The organism is Arthrobacter mangrovi, from assembly GCF_026011795.1.
GTDB lineage: Bacteria > Actinomycetota > Actinomycetes > Actinomycetales > Micrococcaceae > Crystallibacter > Crystallibacter mangrovi.
This window is the reverse complement of sequence record NZ_BRVS01000018.1, coordinates 126330-142805: the sequence shown is the minus strand read 5'-3', so window position 1 is coordinate 142805 and position 16476 is coordinate 126330. Positions and strand designations below refer to the sequence as shown.

The following is a 16476-nucleotide window of genomic DNA, read 5'->3' as shown; positions in this document are numbered from 1 at the left end:
TAGGCTGGCTTCAACTGTGCCTTGGTGGCCTGCAGGCCTCTGCCGAGGCACGTCACTGCACTAAGCCCACTGGGCGGGAAGAGGCACCTTTTCATGGCAAGGATTTACGACGACGTCACCCAGATTGTCGGAGGGACGCCGCTGGTCAGGCTCAACCGGCTGGCCGAAGGCCTCCCCGGCAAGGTGGCCGTCAAGCTTGAGTTCTACAACCCCGCCAACAGCGTCAAGGACCGCATTGGTGTGGCGATCGTCGACGCAGCGGAGAAGGCCGGAGCGCTGCACCCCGGCGGCACGATTGTGGAAGGCACATCCGGCAACACCGGCATCGCGCTGGCCATGGTTGGCGCCGCCCGCGGCTACAAGGTCATCCTGACCATGCCGGAAACCATGTCCACCGAGCGCCGCGTGATGCTTCGCGCCTTCGGTGCGGAAATCGTCCTGACGCCGGGTTCCGAGGGCATGCGCGGCGCGCTGGAGAAGGCGAAGGAAATCGTCGCGACCACGGAAAACTCCATCTGGGCGCAGCAGTTCGCGAACCAGGCCAACGTCGCCATCCACCGGCGCACCACGGGCGAGGAGATCTGGGCAGACACCGAGGGAGCCGTCGATATCTTCGTGGCCGGGATCGGCACCGGCGGCACCATCACCGGCGCCGGCGGACTGCTGAAGGAGCGCAAGCCCGGCCTCAAGGTCGTCGCCGTGGAGCCGGAAGACTCCCCGATCCTGACGGGCGGAACCCCGGGCCCGCACAAGATCCAGGGCCTCGGCGCGAACTTCGTTCCCGAAATCCTGGACACCGAGGTGTACGACGAGGTGCTTGATGCTCCGACCGAGGCCTCGGTCCGCACGGCCCGCGAACTCGGCATCAAGGAGGGCATCCTCGGCGGCATCTCGGCCGGCGCCGCCGTCTGGGCGGCCCTGGAAGTCGCGAAGCGCGAAGAGAACGCGGGTAAGCTGATTGTGGCCGTGGTCCCGGACTTCGGAGAGCGCTACATCTCCACGATCCTGTACGACGACATCCGCGGCTAATCATCCGTAACGGCAACGGCGGCCGCCGCGCCGCCGAAGAGGAAGTGGCAATGGGATTCACAGCGCGCCTGCGGGAAGACCTCGAGGCTGCGAGGTCGCACGACCCGGCGGCCCGCGGCCAGGTCGAAAACATCCTGGCCTATTCGGGGCTGCACGCGATCTGGATCCACCGCCTCACCCACCGGATGTGGGCGAACCCGGCGCTGCGGTTCCCCGCCCGCCTGCTCTCGCAGTTCGGGCGGTTCCTCACCGGCATCGAGATCCACCCCGGCGCCGTGATCGGACGGCGGTTCTTCATCGACCACGGCATGGGCGTCGTGATCGGCGAAACCGCCGAGATCGGCGAGGACGTCATGATCTACCACGGGGTGACCCTCGGCGGCCGCTCCCTGGCCAAGGTGAAACGGCACCCGACCATCGGCGACCGCGTGGTCATCGGCGCCGGCGCCAAGGTCCTCGGACCCGTGGTCATCGGGGCCGACAGCGCCATCGGCGCCAACGCCGTCGTGGTCAAGGACGCGCCGCCCGAATCGATCATCACCGGCATCCCGGCAACCTTCCGGCATCGCGACCCGCAGAAGGAGACGAAGCCGGCCGTGGACCCGGCCGAGTACATCGACCCGGCGATGTGGATCTGACCGAGGCAGCATGAAGCCCCGGGCCGCTGGAAGACCAGAGCGGCCCGGGGCTTTCGCGTTCCCGGTCGGGAAAGACTTCGTCCTAGTGGGTATCCACCGCGGACACTTCGGACTTGTCCCCGCTCCAGAGCGTGTGGAAGGTGCCCTCGGTATCGATCCGGCGGTAGGTGTGCGCCCCGAACAGGTCGCGCAGGCCCTGCGTCAGCGCGGCCGGCAGCCGCTTGCGGCGAAGGCCGTCGTAGTAGGCCAGGGAGCTGGAGAAGACCGGCACCGGGATCCCCAGCTGGACCGCCGTGGCGACAACGCGCCGCCAGGCAGGAACGGCGTCTGCGATCGCGGCGGCGAAGGCCGGGGCGAACAGCAGGTTCGCGGGCTTGTCCTCGTCCGCGTAGGCCTTCATGATGTCGTCCAGCAGCTCGGCGCGGATAATGCAGCCGGCCCGCCACAGGGAGGCGATCTCATCCAGCTTCAAGTCCCAGCCGTACTCCGTGGCGGCGGCGGTCAGCATGTCGATCCCCTGCGCATAGCTGACCAGCTTGGAGGCGAACAACGCCTGCCGGACGTCGTCGACGAAGCCCTCCGGCACCTGGATCCGGTCCTCGTGGCCGGCGAGGATGTCCTGCGCCAGTTCCCGCTGGTCGCGCTGGGAGGACAGCCCGCGGGCGAACACGGACTCGGCGATGCCGGATACCGGAGAGCCCAGTTCCAGTGCAGAAACCACTGTCCAGCGCCCGGTGCCCTTCTGGCCCGCGGAGTCGACAACGACGTCGATAAACGGCTTCCCGGTCTTCGCATCCTGGTGGGCCAGCACTTCGGCGGTGATTTCGATCAGGAACGAGGACAGCGGTCCCTTGTTCCACTCGGTAAAGACCTCGGCCTGTTGGGCCGGCTCCAGCCCGGCAGCCGAGCGGAGCAGGTCCGAGGCCTCGCCGATGACCTGCATGTCCGCATACTCAATGCCGTTGTGGACCATCTTGACGAAGTGCCCGGCACCGTCGGTACCCACCCACCGGCAGCACGGATCGCCGTCGTACTTGGCGGCAATCTTCTCCAGCATCGGCCCGAGGGAATCGTAGGACTCGCGCGAACCGCCGGGCATGATGGAGGGCCCCAGCAGGGCGCCCTCCTCGCCGCCGGAGACCCCGATCCCGACGAAGTGCAGGCCCTTCTCCGCAAGGGCCGCCTCGCGCCTCCGGGTGTCCTCGTAATGGGAGTTGCCGGCGTCGATGACGATGTCGCCCTCGTCCAGCAGCGGGACCAGCTGGTCGATTACCGAATCCACCGGGCCGCCGGCCTTGACCATGATCAGCACACGGCGCGGCTTCTCGAGGGCCTCCACCAGTTCGGCGAGGGTCTCGGTCCGGATGAAGTCGCCCTCGTCGCCGTAGTTCTCCAGCAGGGTATCCGTCTTGGCTGCCGAACGGTTGTGCAGCGCCACGGTGTAGCCGTTGCGGGCGAAGTTGCGGGCCAGGTTGGCGCCCATGACGGCCAGGCCGGTCACGCCGATGTGTGCACTCATTAAGTCTCCATTGCTGGTGTGCGGTCCGGCAGCGGATGCGCCGGACAGTGGGATTCCTGCGTCCAGCCTAATGGGAGCCCCGGCACGAGGGAAAAGCGGTTGCACTATATTGTCAGCTTTGCCCGCGCGGACGGCGCACGTCCTGCTAGAGGTCGTGGACGATCGCGGCCACGTCTTCCACGAGGGAGACGCCGTCGTCCATGGCAGCGCTGCCGGCCGAGAGCACGGCGATACTGTAATCGTCGGCGCCCTCGCTGACATGGCCTATGCTGTTGACGCTCCACAGGCCGTCCTCGTCCTGCAGCCATCCGTTCTTGACGGCGACGGCGGCGTCGCGCGTTCCCGCAGGAACGCCCCAGTACTGCGATCCCTCCACCGAGTTCATCAACTCGAGAAGGTAGCCGCGCTGGTCTTCGTCGAGCCAGTCCGTGCCCTTGGTGACCGCCTCGACGACCTTGAGCTGGTCTTCGGCCGTGGTCAGCGAGCCGCCCCAGCCGGGGCCGGACTCGGTACCGGACATGCCGAGCAGCTCGTAGGTCCCGCCCAGCCCGACGTTTCCGCCGATCCTCGCGTACAGCTCGTTCGTGGCGTCATTGTCGCTCTTCGTGATCATCAGCCGCGAGAGCTCGATTTCCTCGTCCGAGAGCCCGCGGCCCTCCTCGGTGGCCTGGCGGATCAGCGACAGCACGATGGAGACCTTCACCACGCTGGCCTCCATGTAGCGCCGCTCGGGCGCGTAGGTCCAGGTCTGGCCGGTGGCATCATCACGAACCGCCACGGAAAACGTCTGGCCGGCCTCCTCCGCCTGCCGGGCCATGGCGGCGCGGAACTTCTCCTCCCGGGTGCCGGAGCCGTCGGCAACCTGCGGCTCTGCTGCCGGGGGCTGCGCCGCCACTTGGTCCGCCACTTGCTCTGCCACGACGTCCTGCGCGGCGTGGGCGGTCGAGGAGAGGATGGAACGGCTATCGCCGCCAGCCGGCCCCACGGACGACGCCGTGAGCGTGGCGGCCGTCGCCGCGGCCAGGGTTCCGGCTATGGGCCGGGTCATGCGTTTGGGCATATCAACCTAAGGTCGGAAATCTTCCTCTTCTTTGGTATCAAGCCGGGGCGGCCCTTGGCCAACCGGGAGGAGGGGCAGGCTGCCGGGACGGGCCGTATACGTCACGCTGGCCCGCAGTGCGCTTAAACGCGAACAGGACCCCGTCTCCGAGGTCCTGGCGGGTGGGTCCTACCGGGATCGAACCGATGACATCCACGGTGTAAACGTGGCGCTCTACCAGCTGAGCTAAAGACCCGTTGCGATGTCTTGTACAGTGCCGCAATGCGTTATCCGCCGCAACATCACAAGGAAATACCTTACCTGATAACCGGACCCGCTTGCCAATCGGACGCGCCCGCAGCGGCCTCGGCGGGCTCCGGAAGTCCGGCGGACAGGGCCTGGAGCGATTCCGAGGTTCCGGCCTCGACCTTGACCGTGGCCAAGTCGTCTCCGCGCGTCCGGCCGCGATTGATGATCACGACCGGCTTGTCCTGCTTGGCCGCGTGCCGCACGAAGCGCAGCCCGCTCATGACAGTCAGCGACGACCCGGCCACCAGCAGCGCCGCCGCCGTGTCCACCAGCGCGTAGGCGGCCGCCACCCGGTCCTTGGGAACGTTTTCGCCGAAGTACACGAAGTCGGGTTTGAGCATCCCGCCGCAGACTTCGCAGGCGGCAATCACGAAGCCCTCGGTATCGGACACATCCGCGTCGGCGTCCGGAGCTACGTCCCCGGCATCGGACCGGCCGGCCATCCAATGCGCGTTCAGTTCCTCGAGGCGGAGTGCCAGCGCGGCGCGATCCACCGTTGTCCGGCAGTCGAGGCAGACCACCCGGTCGAAGCGGCCGTGCAGGTCGATGACCTTCCGGCTGCCCGCGGCCTGGTGCAGGCGGTCGACGTTCTGGGTGATCAGGCCCGTCAGCACGCCCCGTTGCTCCAGGTCCGCGAGGGCGTAATGCCCGCTGTTGGGCTCCGCGCGCCGCATATGCCGCCAGCCGGCGTGGTTCCGGGCCCAGTACCTTCGGCGCGACGCCTCGTCGGAGACGAACTGCTGGTAGGTCATGGGATTGCGCGGCACCGACCCCGGCCCGCGGTAGTCCGGGATACCGGAATCCGTGCTGAGCCCCGCTCCGGTCAGAACAGCCAGGGGCCGCCCGGAGAGCAGCTCGAGCACCTCGCGCAGTTGGCCGCGGTCCATGCGCCGGCCCCGCTCAGAGTTCCTTGAGGATGCGGTGGTATTCCTGGATGTCGCGCGCCTGGGTGCGCGGGTTCCTGATGATGTGCCGGAGGGTCCCCTCGGCGTCGATGATGAAGGTACCCCTGGTCGCCATGCCGGATTCGTCGTCGAACACGCCGTAGGTCTTGGCGACGCCGCCGTGCGGCCAGAAGTCGGCCAGCAGGTCGAAGTCGTAGTTCTCCTTCTCCGCGAAGGCGCGCAGCGCAAACTTGTGGTCGACCGAAATGCCCAGGACGCGGGCGTTCTCGCTCTTGAACGACCCGAGGTCATCGCGCAGTTCGCACAGTTCACCGGTGCAGATGCCCGAGAACGCGAACGGGTAGAAGACCAGGACGATCTTTTCGCCGCGCAGGGCCGACAGCCTGACGGGTTCCCCGAACTGGTTGGAAAGCTCGAAATCCGGTGCCGGCTGGCCCGCCTTGAGTTCCGTCACGGCGCTACCCCTTGTTCCGCTTGCTGACGAGCCGCGCGGCGGCCCAGTCATCGGAGACACCCGCCGAGGATGTGGCGTGCAGTCCGGCGGTAGGAGCGGCTTCCTGGATTTCCGACGGCGGTACGTAGCCGTCGCGCCCCGACTTGGGCGTGAGCACCCATACCTGGCCTCCGGCGTCGAGCGTGGTCTGGGCATCCATCAGCGCGTCGACGAGATCGCCGTCCCCATCCCGCCACCAAACGATGACGGAATCGACGGCCTCCTGGTCGTCTTCCGTCAGCAACTCGGAGCCGGTGAGTTCCTCAATGTCGTCGCGGAGATCGAAATCCACGTCGTCGTCGTAGCCGAACTCCTGTATCAGGTCTCCTTCTTTGAAACCCAATCTGCCCGCCACATTGTCAACCGCGGCGGTCTCGGCCTCGCTCACTGTGCTCCTCCTCGTTGCAATTCGCTTCGCCCGGTATGGACGCTGTTATGGATATTACAAGCCAACACCCTATTTGCGGTTGCTTCAAGCCGCATGACGAGCCGCAGCGGAAACCGGCGGGAGGTCCGCGCCTGCGTGAAGGCCGTCACGTACTGCATAGTGGTTAGGCAAACGGTTAGAGTTGCACCAGTTGTACCGTCGGCGGAACCGGCCGCAGGGAACAGCAGCCGACGCCTCCGGCGAAGAGGCCGAGCCCCGCCGTACCATCGGCCGGGACGCTTAATCTAAAAAAGGCGCAGACACAATCTGCACATCAGAGAGGTTGGACGTGAGCGCAGGAGAAGACACCTCGCACATCCTGAGCGGCCTGACAAGCCAGCTGCCGGACCGTGATCCCGAAGAGACTGCCGAATGGGTGGAGTCTCTGGACCAGCTGATCCAGTCCCAAGGTACTGAGCGCGCCCAGTTCATCATGCGTTCGCTGCTGCAGCGTGCCGGCGCCCAAAGCGTCGGCGTCCCCATGGTGACGACCACGGATTATGTGAACACCATTCCCGTGGACCAGGAGCCTGCCTTTCCCGGCGACGAAGAGATCGAGCGGCGCTACCGTGCGTGGATGCGCTGGAACGCCGCCATGCTGGTGCACCGTGCCCAGCGCCCCGAAATCGGCGTCGGCGGCCACATCTCCACGTACGCGGGCGCCGCGACGCTCTACGAAGTCGGCTACAACCACTTCTTCCGCGGCAAGGACCACCCGGGCGGCGGAGACCAGATCTTCTTCCAGGGCCACGCCTCTCCCGGCATGTACGCGCGCGCCTTCATGGAAGGCCGCCTGAGCGAGGAAGACCTGGACGGCTTCCGCCAGGAGAAGTCCCGCGAGGGGCACGCACTGCCGTCCTACCCGCACCCGCGGAACATGCCGCACTTCTGGGAATTCCCGACCGTCTCGATGGGCATCGGCCCGGCCAACGCCATCTACCAGGCGCAGGTCAACCGCTACCTGCACAACCGCGGCATCAAGGACACGTCCGACCAGCACGTCTGGGCCTTCCTCGGCGACGGCGAGATGGATGAGCCGGACTCGCGCGGCTTCCTGCAGCTGGCGGCGAACGAAAAGCTCGACAACCTCACCTTCGTGATCAACTGCAACCTGCAGCGGCTCGACGGACCGGTCCGCGGCAACGGCAAGATCATCCAGGAACTCGAAGCCTTCTTCCGCGGCGCCGGCTGGAATGTCATCAAGGTCGTCTGGGGCCGCGAGTGGGACAGCCTGCTGGGCAAGGACAACGACGGCGCCCTCGTGGACATCATGAACTCCACGCTCGACGGTGACTACCAGACCTACAAGGCCGAATCCGGCGGATTCGTGCGCGAGCACTTCTTCGGCAAGACCCCGCAGACGAAGGACATGGTCGCGGACATGACCGATGAGCAGATCTGGAACCTCAAGCGCGGCGGCCACGACTACCACAAGGTTTACGCCGCATATAAGGCCGCCACCGAGTTCAAGGGCAAGCCGACGGTCATCCTGGCCCAGACGGTCAAGGGCTACGGCCTCGGAACCCACTTCGAGGGCCGCAACGCGACCCACCAGATGAAGAAGCTGACCCTCGATGACCTGAAGGGGTTCCGCGACCACCTGCGCATCCCGATCAGCGACGAGGCCCTCGAGGCCGACCCGTACCGCCCGCCGTACTACCACCCGGGTCCGGACGCCCCCGAGATCAAGTACATGATGGAGCGGCGTGCCGCCCTCGGCGGCGCCGTGCCCGAGCGGCGCACCAAGCACACCCAGCTGCACCTGCCCGAGGACAAAGCCTACGAAGTCGCCAAGCGCGGCTCGGGCAAGCAGCAGGCCGCGACGACCATGGCGTTCGTCCGGCTGTTGAAGGACCTCATGCGGGACAAGGAATTCGGCAACCGCGTGGTCCCGATCATCCCGGACGAAGCCCGGACCTTCGGCATGGACTCGTTCTTCCCCACGGCCAAGATCTACAACCCCAAGGGCCAGAACTACCTGTCGGTGGACCGCGACCTGGTGCTCGCATACAAGGAATCGCCGCAGGGCCAGATCCTGCACACCGGCATCAACGAGGCCGGCTCGACCTCCGCCCTCACGGCCGCCGGCACGTCCTACGCCACCCACGGCGAGCCGCTGATCCCGATCTACATCTTCTACTCGATGTTCGGTTTCCAGCGCTCGGGCGACTTCTTCTGGGCCGCCGCGGACCAGATGGCCCGTGGCTTCGTCATCGGCGCGACCGCCGGCCGGACCACGCTGACGGGCGAGGGCCTGCAGCACGCGGACGGCCACTCGCCGCTGCTGGCCTCGACCAACCCGGCCGTCGTCACCTACGACCCGGCCTACGGTTACGAGATCGGGCACATCATGAAGTCCGGCCTGGAGCGGATGTACGGCGGGAACCACCCGGATCCCAACGTCATGTACTACCTGACCGTCTACAACGAGCCGATCGTGCAGCCTGCCGAGCCCGAAGAACTGGACGTCGAGGGCCTCGTCAAGGGCATCTACCTGCTGGCCCCGGCAAAGATCGACGGTCCCCGCACCCAGCTGCTGGCCTCCGGCGTCTCCGTTCCGTGGGCCCTCGAGGCCCAGCAGATCCTGGCCGAGGACTGGAACGTCTCCGCCGATGTCTGGTCTGTCACCAGCTGGAACGAGCTGCGCCGCGAGGCGGTCGCCGCCGAGGAGGAAGCGTTCCTCAACCCGGGCCAGGAGGCGCGTAAGCCCTTCGTCGCCCAGCAGCTTGAGGGAGCCACCGGCCCGATCGTGGCCGTCACCGACTACATGAAGTCGGTGCCGGACCAGATCCGCCAGTTCCTCCCCAACGAGTTCGCGACCCTCGGCGCCGACGGATTCGGTTTCTCCGACACCCGCGCGGCGGCACGTCGCTTCTTCAAGATCGACAGCCACTCGATCGTGGTGAGGGCGCTGCAGATGCTCGCCCGCCGCGGCGAGGTGGACCAGAACGCACCGCGTGAAGCCTTTGAGCGCTACAAGCTCACCGACGTCAACGCGGGAACCACCGGAAACGCCGGCGGCGAGTCCTGACCTCGAGGCCGGCTTAGTCCCGACCGCAAGGCTGCGGCGGACACCCCTAAACGGGTGTCCGCCGCAGCCTTTTTTCGGCGCGGCGCAGCCACCCTCGGCCGGTGTTTTAGTAGGAAACACACAAAGCCCGTGAATGGAGCCGGGCCCGGCAACTGCGTATGCTCAATGCATGCCCCGCCCTCGGACCGATTCCTCCGCTGCACCCTCCGGTGCGCGGCCGGCGGCGTCCCGGAGCACCAAAAGTGCGCCGGACACGGCCGCCCCGACCAACGCCGCCACCCTGGACAGACTGCGCTCCCGGATCGGCGCACTGTCCACTACCACGCTGAAGCGGCTGGAGAACGACCTGCCCTGGTACCGCAGCCTGCGCCCGGACGAGAGGGCCGCCCTCGGCCTCGTGGCACAGAAGGGAATCGCCTCCTTCGTCACCTGGTACGAACGCCCGGCATCCCCAGCCTGGGTCATGAACGACGTCTTCGGCACCGCCCCGACCGAACTGACACGCTCCATCAGCCTGCAGCGCGCCCTGCAGCTCATCCGGGTCGTCGTCGAGGCCGTCGAGGACCAGGTGCCGGACCTTGCGGGAGGGAACGATGAGGCGGCCCTTCGCGAGGCAGTACTGCGGTATTCGCGCGAGGTCGCCTTCGCCGCGGCGGACGTGTACGCCCGCGCGGCGGAGACCCGCGGCGCCTGGGACACGCGGCTGGAAGCCCTGGTCGTGGACGCCATCCTGCGCGGCGAGTCTTCCGATGCCCTGCGTTCACGCATCGCGGCCGTCGGCTGGAAGTCCACCGGCCGGATCACGGTCATGGTCGGCAGCTCGCCGGGCGAACCAAGCCCCACGTTCGTGGCGGAAGTGCGCCGCGCCGGATCCCGCTTCGCCGACGACACGCTCGTCGGTATCCAGGGCGACCGCCTGATCCTCGTCCTCGGCGGAATCTCCGACCAGGGCCCCGCCTTCCTAAGGCTGAGCGAACTCTTCGGCCCGGGCCCCGTTGTCTACGGCCCGGAGTCGGTATCGCTGGTGGACGCCAGCCTCTCCGCCCAGGCCGCGTTTGCCGGGCTGACCGCCGCCCGGGCCTGGCCCGCCGCGCCCCGGCCCGTGGCCGCCAACGACCTGTGGCCTGAACGGGTGATGTCCGGCGACGAGGCCGCCCGCCGCGACCTGTACAAGCACATCTACGTTCCCCTGCTCAACGCGGGCAACGGCCTGGTCGAAACCCTCTCCAGCTACCTCGCCCTCGGACATTCGCTGGAAGCCACGGCCCGGGAACTCTTCGTCCATGCCAACACCGTCCGCTACCGGCTCCGGCGGGTCAGTGACGTCACGGGCTGGGACCCGCTGCTGCCCCGCGAAGCCTTCGTCCTGCAGACGGCCCTCGTGGTCGGCCGGCTGGTCGGTTCGCGCGCCACGCAGGACCGCCCGCCTACTCGGCAGTAACTTCGGCGCCTTGTAGACTTCCTACAAAGCGGCCCGGTGAGCTTCGTCCGCCGAAACACCCTTGGAACTGCACCCTTTTTGGAAAGCTGGATAACGTGCTTGCTATCGTCTGCCCCGGCCAGGGGTCCCAATCGCCCGGTTTCCTGTCCCCGTGGCTCGAAGTACCCGGGGTCGCGGACCACCTTGGCCTGCTGAGCGATATCGCGCAACTGGACCTCGTGGCGCACGGAACGACCTCCGATGAGGAAACCATCAAGGATACCGCCGTCGCCCAGCCGCTGATCGTCGCGGCCGGACTCGTCACGGCCAAGGCACTCACCGCCAATGACCCGCTGGACTTGTCGACCGTCATCGCGGGGCACTCCGTCGGCGAAATCACAGCCTCCGCCATCGCGGGCGCCCTCAGCGAAAATGACGCGATGGCCTTCGTCCGGGAGCGCGCCAACTCCATGGCCCGCGCCGCCGCCCAGACTCCGACAGGGATGAGCGCTGTCCTGGGCGGGGACCAGGAGGAGGTGTTCGCCGCCATCGAGGCGGCCGGCCTGACTCCTGCGAATGCCAACGGCGGCGGCCAGGTTGTAGCAGCCGGCACCCTGGAACAACTCCAGGGCTTCGCGGCCAACCCGCCGGCCAAGGCCCGGGTCATCCCCCTCAAGGTGGCCGGCGCCTTCCACACCACGCACATGGAGCCCGCCGTCGGAGCGCTGGAGGCGCTGAGGCCGCAGCTGTCCCCCACCTCCCCTGCGCTGACGCTGCTCTCCAATTACGACGGCGAACCGGTAGCGGGCGGCGAGCAGAACCTTGACAGCCTCATCGCCCAGGTTTCCCGCCCGGTCCGCTGGGACCTCTGCATGGAGGAGATGCTCTCCGTAGGCATCACCGGCATGCTTGAACTGACGCCGGCAGGAACCCTGACGGGCCTGGCCAAGCGCGGCATGAAGGGCGTGGCAACGCTGGCCCTCAAGACGCCCGAGGACCTCGAAGCGGCGCGCGACTTCGTGGCCGAGCACACGCGGCAAACGCCTCAGGCCGCAACAACTGTCGAAGAAAAGTCTGGAGACATCCACCTGTGAGCACTCCCGTCCTGCGCCAGTCACAGCTGCGCGACCATTCACGCATCCTCGGATACGGTGCCTACCGTCCGGACGTCATCGTCACCAACGAAGATGTCTGCCAGTGGATCGATTCCTCCGACGAGTGGATCCGCCAGCGCACCGGCATCGTCACCCGCCACCGCGCCGGCGCGGACACCTCTCTGCTGGACATGGCAGAAGGCGCTGCCACCGAAGCCCTGGCGAAGGCCGGAATCGAGGGGTCCCAGCTGGGTGCAGTCATCGTCTCGACGGTTTCGCATCCCTACGCTACGCCCTCGGCGGCCGCGGCCCTGGCTGACCGCGTAGGCGCGACACCTGCTCCCGCCTTCGATATTTCGGCTGCCTGCGCCGGCTACTGCTACGGCATCGCCCAGGCCGATGCACTGGTCCGTTCGGGTGCGGCCGAATACGTACTGGTCGTGGGCGCCGAAAAGCTCTCCGATGTGATCGACAACACCGAGCGCACCATTTCGTTCCTGCTCGGCGACGGCGCCGGCGCCGTCGTGATCGGCCCTTCCAACACGCCGGGCATCGGCCCCTCGGTCTGGGGCTCCGACGGAAGCAAGTGGGACGTCATCAGCATGACCCACTCGCTGAACGAGGTCCGGGAGCTCTCCCTAGCCGCCGAAGCAGCGGGGTCGCTCGGTGCAGTCCTGGCTGAACGCGGGGAGCCGGACCACAAGCTCTGGCCGACCCTCCGGCAGGACGGCCAGTCCGTCTTCCGCTGGGCCGTCTGGGAAATGGCCAAGGTGGCCAAGCGCGCCTTGGAGGCCGCCGGCGTCGAACCCGGCGACCTCGCAGCGTTCGTCCCCCACCAGGCGAACATGCGCATCATCGACGAAATGGTCAAGCAGCTGAAGCTGCCGGAGAATGTCGTGGTGGCCCGCGACATCGCCGAAGCCGGCAATACGTCGGCGGCGTCGATCCCCCTGGCTACGCACCGGCTGCTCGAGGAGCACCCGGAACTCAGCGGCGGGCTTGCCCTCCAGATTGGTTTCGGCGCAGGCCTCGTCTTCGGTGCACAGGTCGTGGTTCTGCCGTAATATCGCAGCGTCGCGGCACAGCAAGGAAAAGTTTGCCGATCCAAACCGCAGTCTGCGGTTTGACAACCCACGCCGGACAGCGCGCCGGCTACAAGAAAAGGAGCCTTCCATGGCTAGCAACGAAGAAATCCTGGCAGGACTGGCAGAGATCGTGAACGAGGAGACCGGCCTGGCTCCCGAAGCGGTTGAACTGGACAAGTCCTTCACCGACGATCTGGACATCGACTCCATCTCCATGATGACCATTGTCGTCAACGCCGAGGAAAAGTTCGGTGTCCGCATTCCGGACGAAGAGGTCAAGAACCTCAAGACCGTTGGCGACGCCGTCGACTTCATCGCCAAGGCCCAGGCCTAGCCTCCCGCAGGGAAGCCGGCGGCCGGACACCCGCTTCAGCAGTTCCGGCCGCCGCCCATTGCTTTTTCCGCCCATCCCCCTGAGAGATTGAGTACATGGCACGCAAAGTAGTCATCACCGGCCTCGGCGCCACCACGCCCATCGGCGGCGACGTCCCCACCACCTGGCAGAATTCCCTCAAGGGTGTTTCGGGAGCCCGCACGCTTGAGGACGAGTGGGTTGCCCGGTACGAACTGCCGGTGACCTTTGCCTGCCGGGCGAGCAACAGGCCCGACGAGGTCCTCAGCCGGGTCGAAGCCAAGCGCATGGACCCATCCACCCAGTTCGCCGTCGTCGCGGCGCGCGAGGCATGGAAGGACTCGGGCATCGAGGACATTGACCATGACCGGCTCGCTGTTGCCTTTGCGACCGGTATCGGCGGCGTCTGGACCCTCCTCGATGCTTGGGATACCTTGCGCGAACGAGGCCCGCGCCGGGTGCTCCCGATGACCGTGCCGATGCTCATGCCCAACGGCCCGGCTGCCGCGGTCAGCATGGATCTCGGTGCCCGCGCCGGTGCCCACACTCCCGTCTCGGCCTGTGCTTCCGGGACGGAAGCCATGTCCATGGGTATCGACCTCATCCGGGCCGGCAAGGCGGACGTGGTGATGACCGGTGGCGCCGAGGCTGCCATCCACCCGATGCCGATCGCCGCTTTCAGCGCCATGCAGGCACTGTCCAAGCGGAATGACGATCCGGAGCACGCCTCACGTCCCTACGACATCGACCGCGACGGCTTCGTGATGGGCGAGGGCGCAGGCGCTCTCGTCCTCGAAGCCGAAGAACATGCGCTGGCCCGCGGTGCCCGCATCTACGCCGAACTGGCAGGCTCGGGCGTAACCGCGGACGCGTACCACATCACCGCCCCGGATCCCGAGGGCTTGGGCGCTACCCGGGCGCTCAAGGCCGCCCTCTTCGACGCGCGGGCCCAGGCCACCGACGTCGTGCACGTCAATGCGCACGCCACGTCGACGCCGGTGGGCGACAAGCCCGAGTACACAGCCCTCAAGGCGGCCCTGGGGAACCACGTGGACAACGTCGCGGTCTCCGCGACCAAGTCGCAGACCGGCCACCTCCTGGGGGCCTCCGGCGCCGTCGAATCCGTGCTCACGGTCATGGCCATCTACGAGCGGAAGATGCCAGTCACCATCAACCTGGAAAGCCAGGACCCCGACATTCCCCTGGACGTCGTTACGTCGGTTCGGGACATGCCGGGCGGCGACGTCGTCGCGCTGAACAACTCCTTCGGCTTCGGCGGCCACAACGCCGTCGTCGTCTTCCGCAACGTCTGACCCCTGTACGGGCGTACGGGCTAACGGACACGATGAGGCGGCCGGGCTAAAAGCCCGGCCGCCTCATCGTTATTAGAAGGAGGATGCGAAAAGCTCCGCCGGTGGCTCAGCCCACCTGGTGGAGCCAGCGTACCGGCGCGCCCTCGGCGGCATGCCGGAACGGCTCGAGTTCTTCGTCCCAGGCCTCGCCGAGTGCCAGCGAAAGCTCGTGGTAAACGGCCGCGGGATCGCCTGCGCCCGATTCGTAGGCGTAGCGGATGCGGTCCTCCGAAACCATGATGTTGCCGTGGACGTCCGTGACGGCATGGAAAATACCGAGTTCAGGGGTGTGCGACCAGCGTCCGCCGTCCACTCCCGCGCTCGGCTCTTCCGTCACTTCGTATCGCAGATGTGCCCAGCCCCGCAACGCGGAAGCCAGCAGCGCTCCGGTCCCCTGGGCGCCAACCCACGACAGTTCCGCGCGGTACATCCCGGGCGCAGCAGGCTGCTGCGTCCATTCAAGGTCCGTGCGCTTATCGACGACCGACCCGATAGCCCACTCGATATGCGGGCATAGCGCAGTCGGCGCCGAGTGCACGAATAACACACCACGCGTCATCACAACAGACATCCCATCCTCCATTTGCTGTAGGTACGTCTTCCCCAACGACCTTCAGCCCGCGGATGGAATCCTGGTGCGGTACCGTATTCGTCCCGATAGCAGCAGCTACGGGAACTCTATTTCGCCAAATCGTTTGATTCCCGACTCATTCTGCCGCATGTCCCCGAATTGTGCCACTGTCACTCCACTCACTCTCCCAAACGGACGCATATTAGGCCCGGGGGTGGGCCTGCCGGTAGCTGGAGTTCAGCCGTTCCACTGATACGTGGGTGTACAGCTGGGTAGTGGCGAGCGAGGTGTGCCCCAGGATCTCCTGCACCGCGCGCAGGTCCGCACCGCCGTCGAGCAGGTGCGTAGCAGCGCTGTGCCGCAGGGCGTGGGGGCCGCTGGCCGCCGTGTCGGCAATCGCGGCCAATAACCGGGCGGCCACCGATCGGACCTGCCGCGGATCGATCCGGCCGCCGCGCCGGCCCAGGAAGAGCGCCGGGCCGCTGCCGGCGACGGCCAGCCGCCCGCGCCCCCGCCGGAGCCAGTCGTCCAAGGCCGTACCGGCCGGGACGCCGAAGGGCACGGTACGCTCCTTATTGCCTTTGCCCAGGACCCGGACCGCACGACGGTCGTGGTCCACGTCGTCGACATCCAGACCGGCGAGCTCGCTGACCCGGATACCCGTGGCATAGAGCAGCTCGACCATGGCCCGGTCACGCAGTGCCACCGGATCGCCTTCCGCGGCCTGGTCCGACAGCGCTTCGAAAAGCTGCTCCATTTGGCGCCGCTGGAGCACCTCCGGCAGCGCTGACTGGCGTCGGGGGGCCTTCAGCCGCTGCGCTGGGTTTTCCGCAACCAGCTCTTCCCGGAACGCCCAGGCCATGAATGTCCGGGCAGCGGCGGCCCGCCTCGCCAGCGTCGCCCGGGCCATGCCCGCCGTGTTCATGCTCCCCAACCAGGACCTCAAGACGGACAGGTCGATGTCCGTCACGTGTTGCCCCGGGCCTTTGGCCGCGAAGCCCAGCAGGCTTGCCACGTCGCCCAGGTACGCCCGGATAGTATGTTCCGACCGCGCGCGTTCCGCCCGCAGGTACCGGCCAAACGCGCCAAGGGCGGCGGCGAATTCCGCCGGCAGTTCTTCGCCCTCTGCCCCTTCGGCTGCAGCCGCTGGGTCGTCCCGGTCAATCACCCTCCAACTTTCGCGGATCCTGCCACCCGGCTCAAGCAGGCGCG

At 67.1% G+C, this 16476-nt stretch carries 15 protein-coding genes and 1 tRNA gene; 8 read left to right on the top strand and 8 right to left on the bottom strand.

The features are described from left to right. Positions 1-93 precede the first annotated feature (93 nt). Both cysK and epsC read left to right on the top strand, forming a co-directional pair. Positions 94-1029, top strand: coding sequence for a cysteine synthase A (gene cysK / locus AHIS1636_RS14950; protein ID WP_264796627.1), 936 nt, complete (start codon positions 94-96; stop codon positions 1027-1029). Positions 1030-1079: 50 nt separating this feature from the next. After that, a complete protein-coding gene (epsC, locus tag AHIS1636_RS14945; protein WP_264796626.1) occupies positions 1080-1667 on the top strand; it encodes a serine O-acetyltransferase EpsC in 588 nt (195 codons plus the stop codon). 82 nt (positions 1668-1749) lie between these two features. On the opposite strand, the gene gnd is transcribed toward epsC, so the two are convergent. The 6 genes from gnd to AHIS1636_RS14915 all read right to left on the bottom strand — a co-directional run bounded on the left by gnd (position 1750) and on the right by AHIS1636_RS14915 (position 6320). Further along, positions 1750-3186, bottom strand: a complete 1437-nt coding sequence (gene gnd, locus AHIS1636_RS14940) for an NADP-dependent phosphogluconate dehydrogenase (protein ID WP_264796625.1) — start codon at positions 3184-3186, stop codon at positions 1750-1752. 145 nt (positions 3187-3331) lie between these two features. Next, the gene (locus AHIS1636_RS14935; protein ID WP_264796624.1) at positions 3332-4234 is read right to left on the bottom strand and encodes a serine hydrolase; all 903 of its coding nucleotides are present in this window, start codon (positions 4232-4234) and stop codon (positions 3332-3334) included. Between the two features lie 174 nt (positions 4235-4408). Beyond that, positions 4409-4481, bottom strand: a tRNA-Val gene (locus tag AHIS1636_RS14930). A gap of 61 nt (positions 4482-4542) precedes the next feature. Next, complete coding sequence (locus tag AHIS1636_RS14925) at positions 4543-5421, bottom strand: NAD-dependent protein deacetylase (protein WP_264796623.1); 879 nt, start codon at positions 5419-5421, stop codon at positions 4543-4545. A gap of 13 nt (positions 5422-5434) precedes the next feature. Then, on the bottom strand, positions 5435-5893 hold the full coding sequence (locus AHIS1636_RS14920) for a peroxiredoxin (protein ID WP_264796622.1): 459 nt from the start codon (positions 5891-5893) through the stop codon (positions 5435-5437). 4 nt (positions 5894-5897) lie between these two features. Then, complete coding sequence (locus AHIS1636_RS14915; protein ID WP_264796621.1) at positions 5898-6320, bottom strand: DUF3052 domain-containing protein; 423 nt, start codon at positions 6318-6320, stop codon at positions 5898-5900. A gap of 328 nt (positions 6321-6648) precedes the next feature. Here AHIS1636_RS14915 and aceE point away from each other — a divergent pair, with 328 nt between their 5' ends. The 6 genes from aceE (at position 6649) to fabF (ending at position 14654) form a co-directional block, all read left to right on the top strand. After that, on the top strand, positions 6649-9390 hold the full coding sequence (gene aceE / locus AHIS1636_RS14910) for a pyruvate dehydrogenase (acetyl-transferring), homodimeric type (RefSeq protein WP_264796620.1): 2742 nt from the start codon (positions 6649-6651) through the stop codon (positions 9388-9390). A 169-nt stretch (positions 9391-9559) separates the two neighbouring features. Then, on the top strand, positions 9560-10831 hold the full coding sequence (locus tag AHIS1636_RS14905) for a PucR family transcriptional regulator (RefSeq protein WP_264796619.1): 1272 nt from the start codon (positions 9560-9562) through the stop codon (positions 10829-10831). A 95-nt stretch (positions 10832-10926) separates the two neighbouring features. Further along, on the top strand, positions 10927-11904 hold the full coding sequence (locus tag AHIS1636_RS14900; protein WP_264796618.1) for an ACP S-malonyltransferase: 978 nt from the start codon (positions 10927-10929) through the stop codon (positions 11902-11904). Continuing rightward, positions 11901-12968 (top strand): beta-ketoacyl-ACP synthase III, encoded by a 1068-nt coding sequence (locus AHIS1636_RS14895; protein WP_264796617.1) that lies wholly within the window; start codon positions 11901-11903, stop codon positions 12966-12968. Before AHIS1636_RS14900 ends, AHIS1636_RS14895 begins: the two co-directional genes overlap by 4 nt. A 109-nt stretch (positions 12969-13077) precedes the next feature. Beyond that, on the top strand, positions 13078-13323 hold the full coding sequence (locus tag AHIS1636_RS14890; protein WP_005266827.1) for an acyl carrier protein: 246 nt from the start codon (positions 13078-13080) through the stop codon (positions 13321-13323). A gap of 95 nt (positions 13324-13418) precedes the next feature. Continuing rightward, complete coding sequence (fabF, locus tag AHIS1636_RS14885) at positions 13419-14654, top strand: beta-ketoacyl-ACP synthase II (protein WP_264796616.1); 1236 nt, start codon at positions 13419-13421, stop codon at positions 14652-14654. 106 nt (positions 14655-14760) lie between these two features. Here the strand turns inward: fabF and AHIS1636_RS14880 are convergent, their stop codons facing one another. Beyond that, on the bottom strand, positions 14761-15264 hold the full coding sequence (locus AHIS1636_RS14880; RefSeq protein ID WP_262105019.1) for a DUF3145 domain-containing protein: 504 nt from the start codon (positions 15262-15264) through the stop codon (positions 14761-14763). Between the two features lie 202 nt (positions 15265-15466). Continuing rightward, positions 15467-16432 (bottom strand): tyrosine recombinase XerC, encoded by a 966-nt coding sequence (locus AHIS1636_RS14875; RefSeq protein ID WP_264796615.1) that lies wholly within the window; start codon positions 16430-16432, stop codon positions 15467-15469. Between the last annotated feature and the right edge of the window lie 44 nt (positions 16433-16476).

What these genes read in the sequence shown, in the direction of transcription:
- AHIS1636_RS14880 (WP_262105019.1), bottom strand. Translation starts at nt 15,264, where the DNA reads ATGTCTGTTGTGATGACGCGTGGTGTGTTATTCGTGCACTCGGCGCCG.
- epsC (WP_264796626.1), top strand. Translation starts at nt 1,080, where the DNA reads ATGGGATTCACAGCGCGCCTGCGGGAAGACCTCGAGGCTGCGAGGTCG.
- cysK (WP_264796627.1), top strand. Translation starts at nt 94, where the DNA reads ATGGCAAGGATTTACGACGACGTCACCCAGATTGTCGGAGGGACGCCG.
- AHIS1636_RS14935 (WP_264796624.1), bottom strand. Translation starts at nt 4,234, where the DNA reads ATGACCCGGCCCATAGCCGGAACCCTGGCCGCGGCGACGGCCGCCACG.
- AHIS1636_RS14925 (WP_264796623.1), bottom strand. Translation starts at nt 5,421, where the DNA reads ATGGACCGCGGCCAACTGCGCGAGGTGCTCGAGCTGCTCTCCGGGCGG.
- gnd (WP_264796625.1), bottom strand. Translation starts at nt 3,186, where the DNA reads ATGAGTGCACACATCGGCGTGACCGGCCTGGCCGTCATGGGCGCCAAC.
- AHIS1636_RS14890 (WP_005266827.1), top strand. Translation starts at nt 13,078, where the DNA reads ATGGCTAGCAACGAAGAAATCCTGGCAGGACTGGCAGAGATCGTGAAC.
- fabF (WP_264796616.1), top strand. Translation starts at nt 13,419, where the DNA reads ATGGCACGCAAAGTAGTCATCACCGGCCTCGGCGCCACCACGCCCATC.
- AHIS1636_RS14905 (WP_264796619.1), top strand. Translation starts at nt 9,560, where the DNA reads ATGCCCCGCCCTCGGACCGATTCCTCCGCTGCACCCTCCGGTGCGCGG.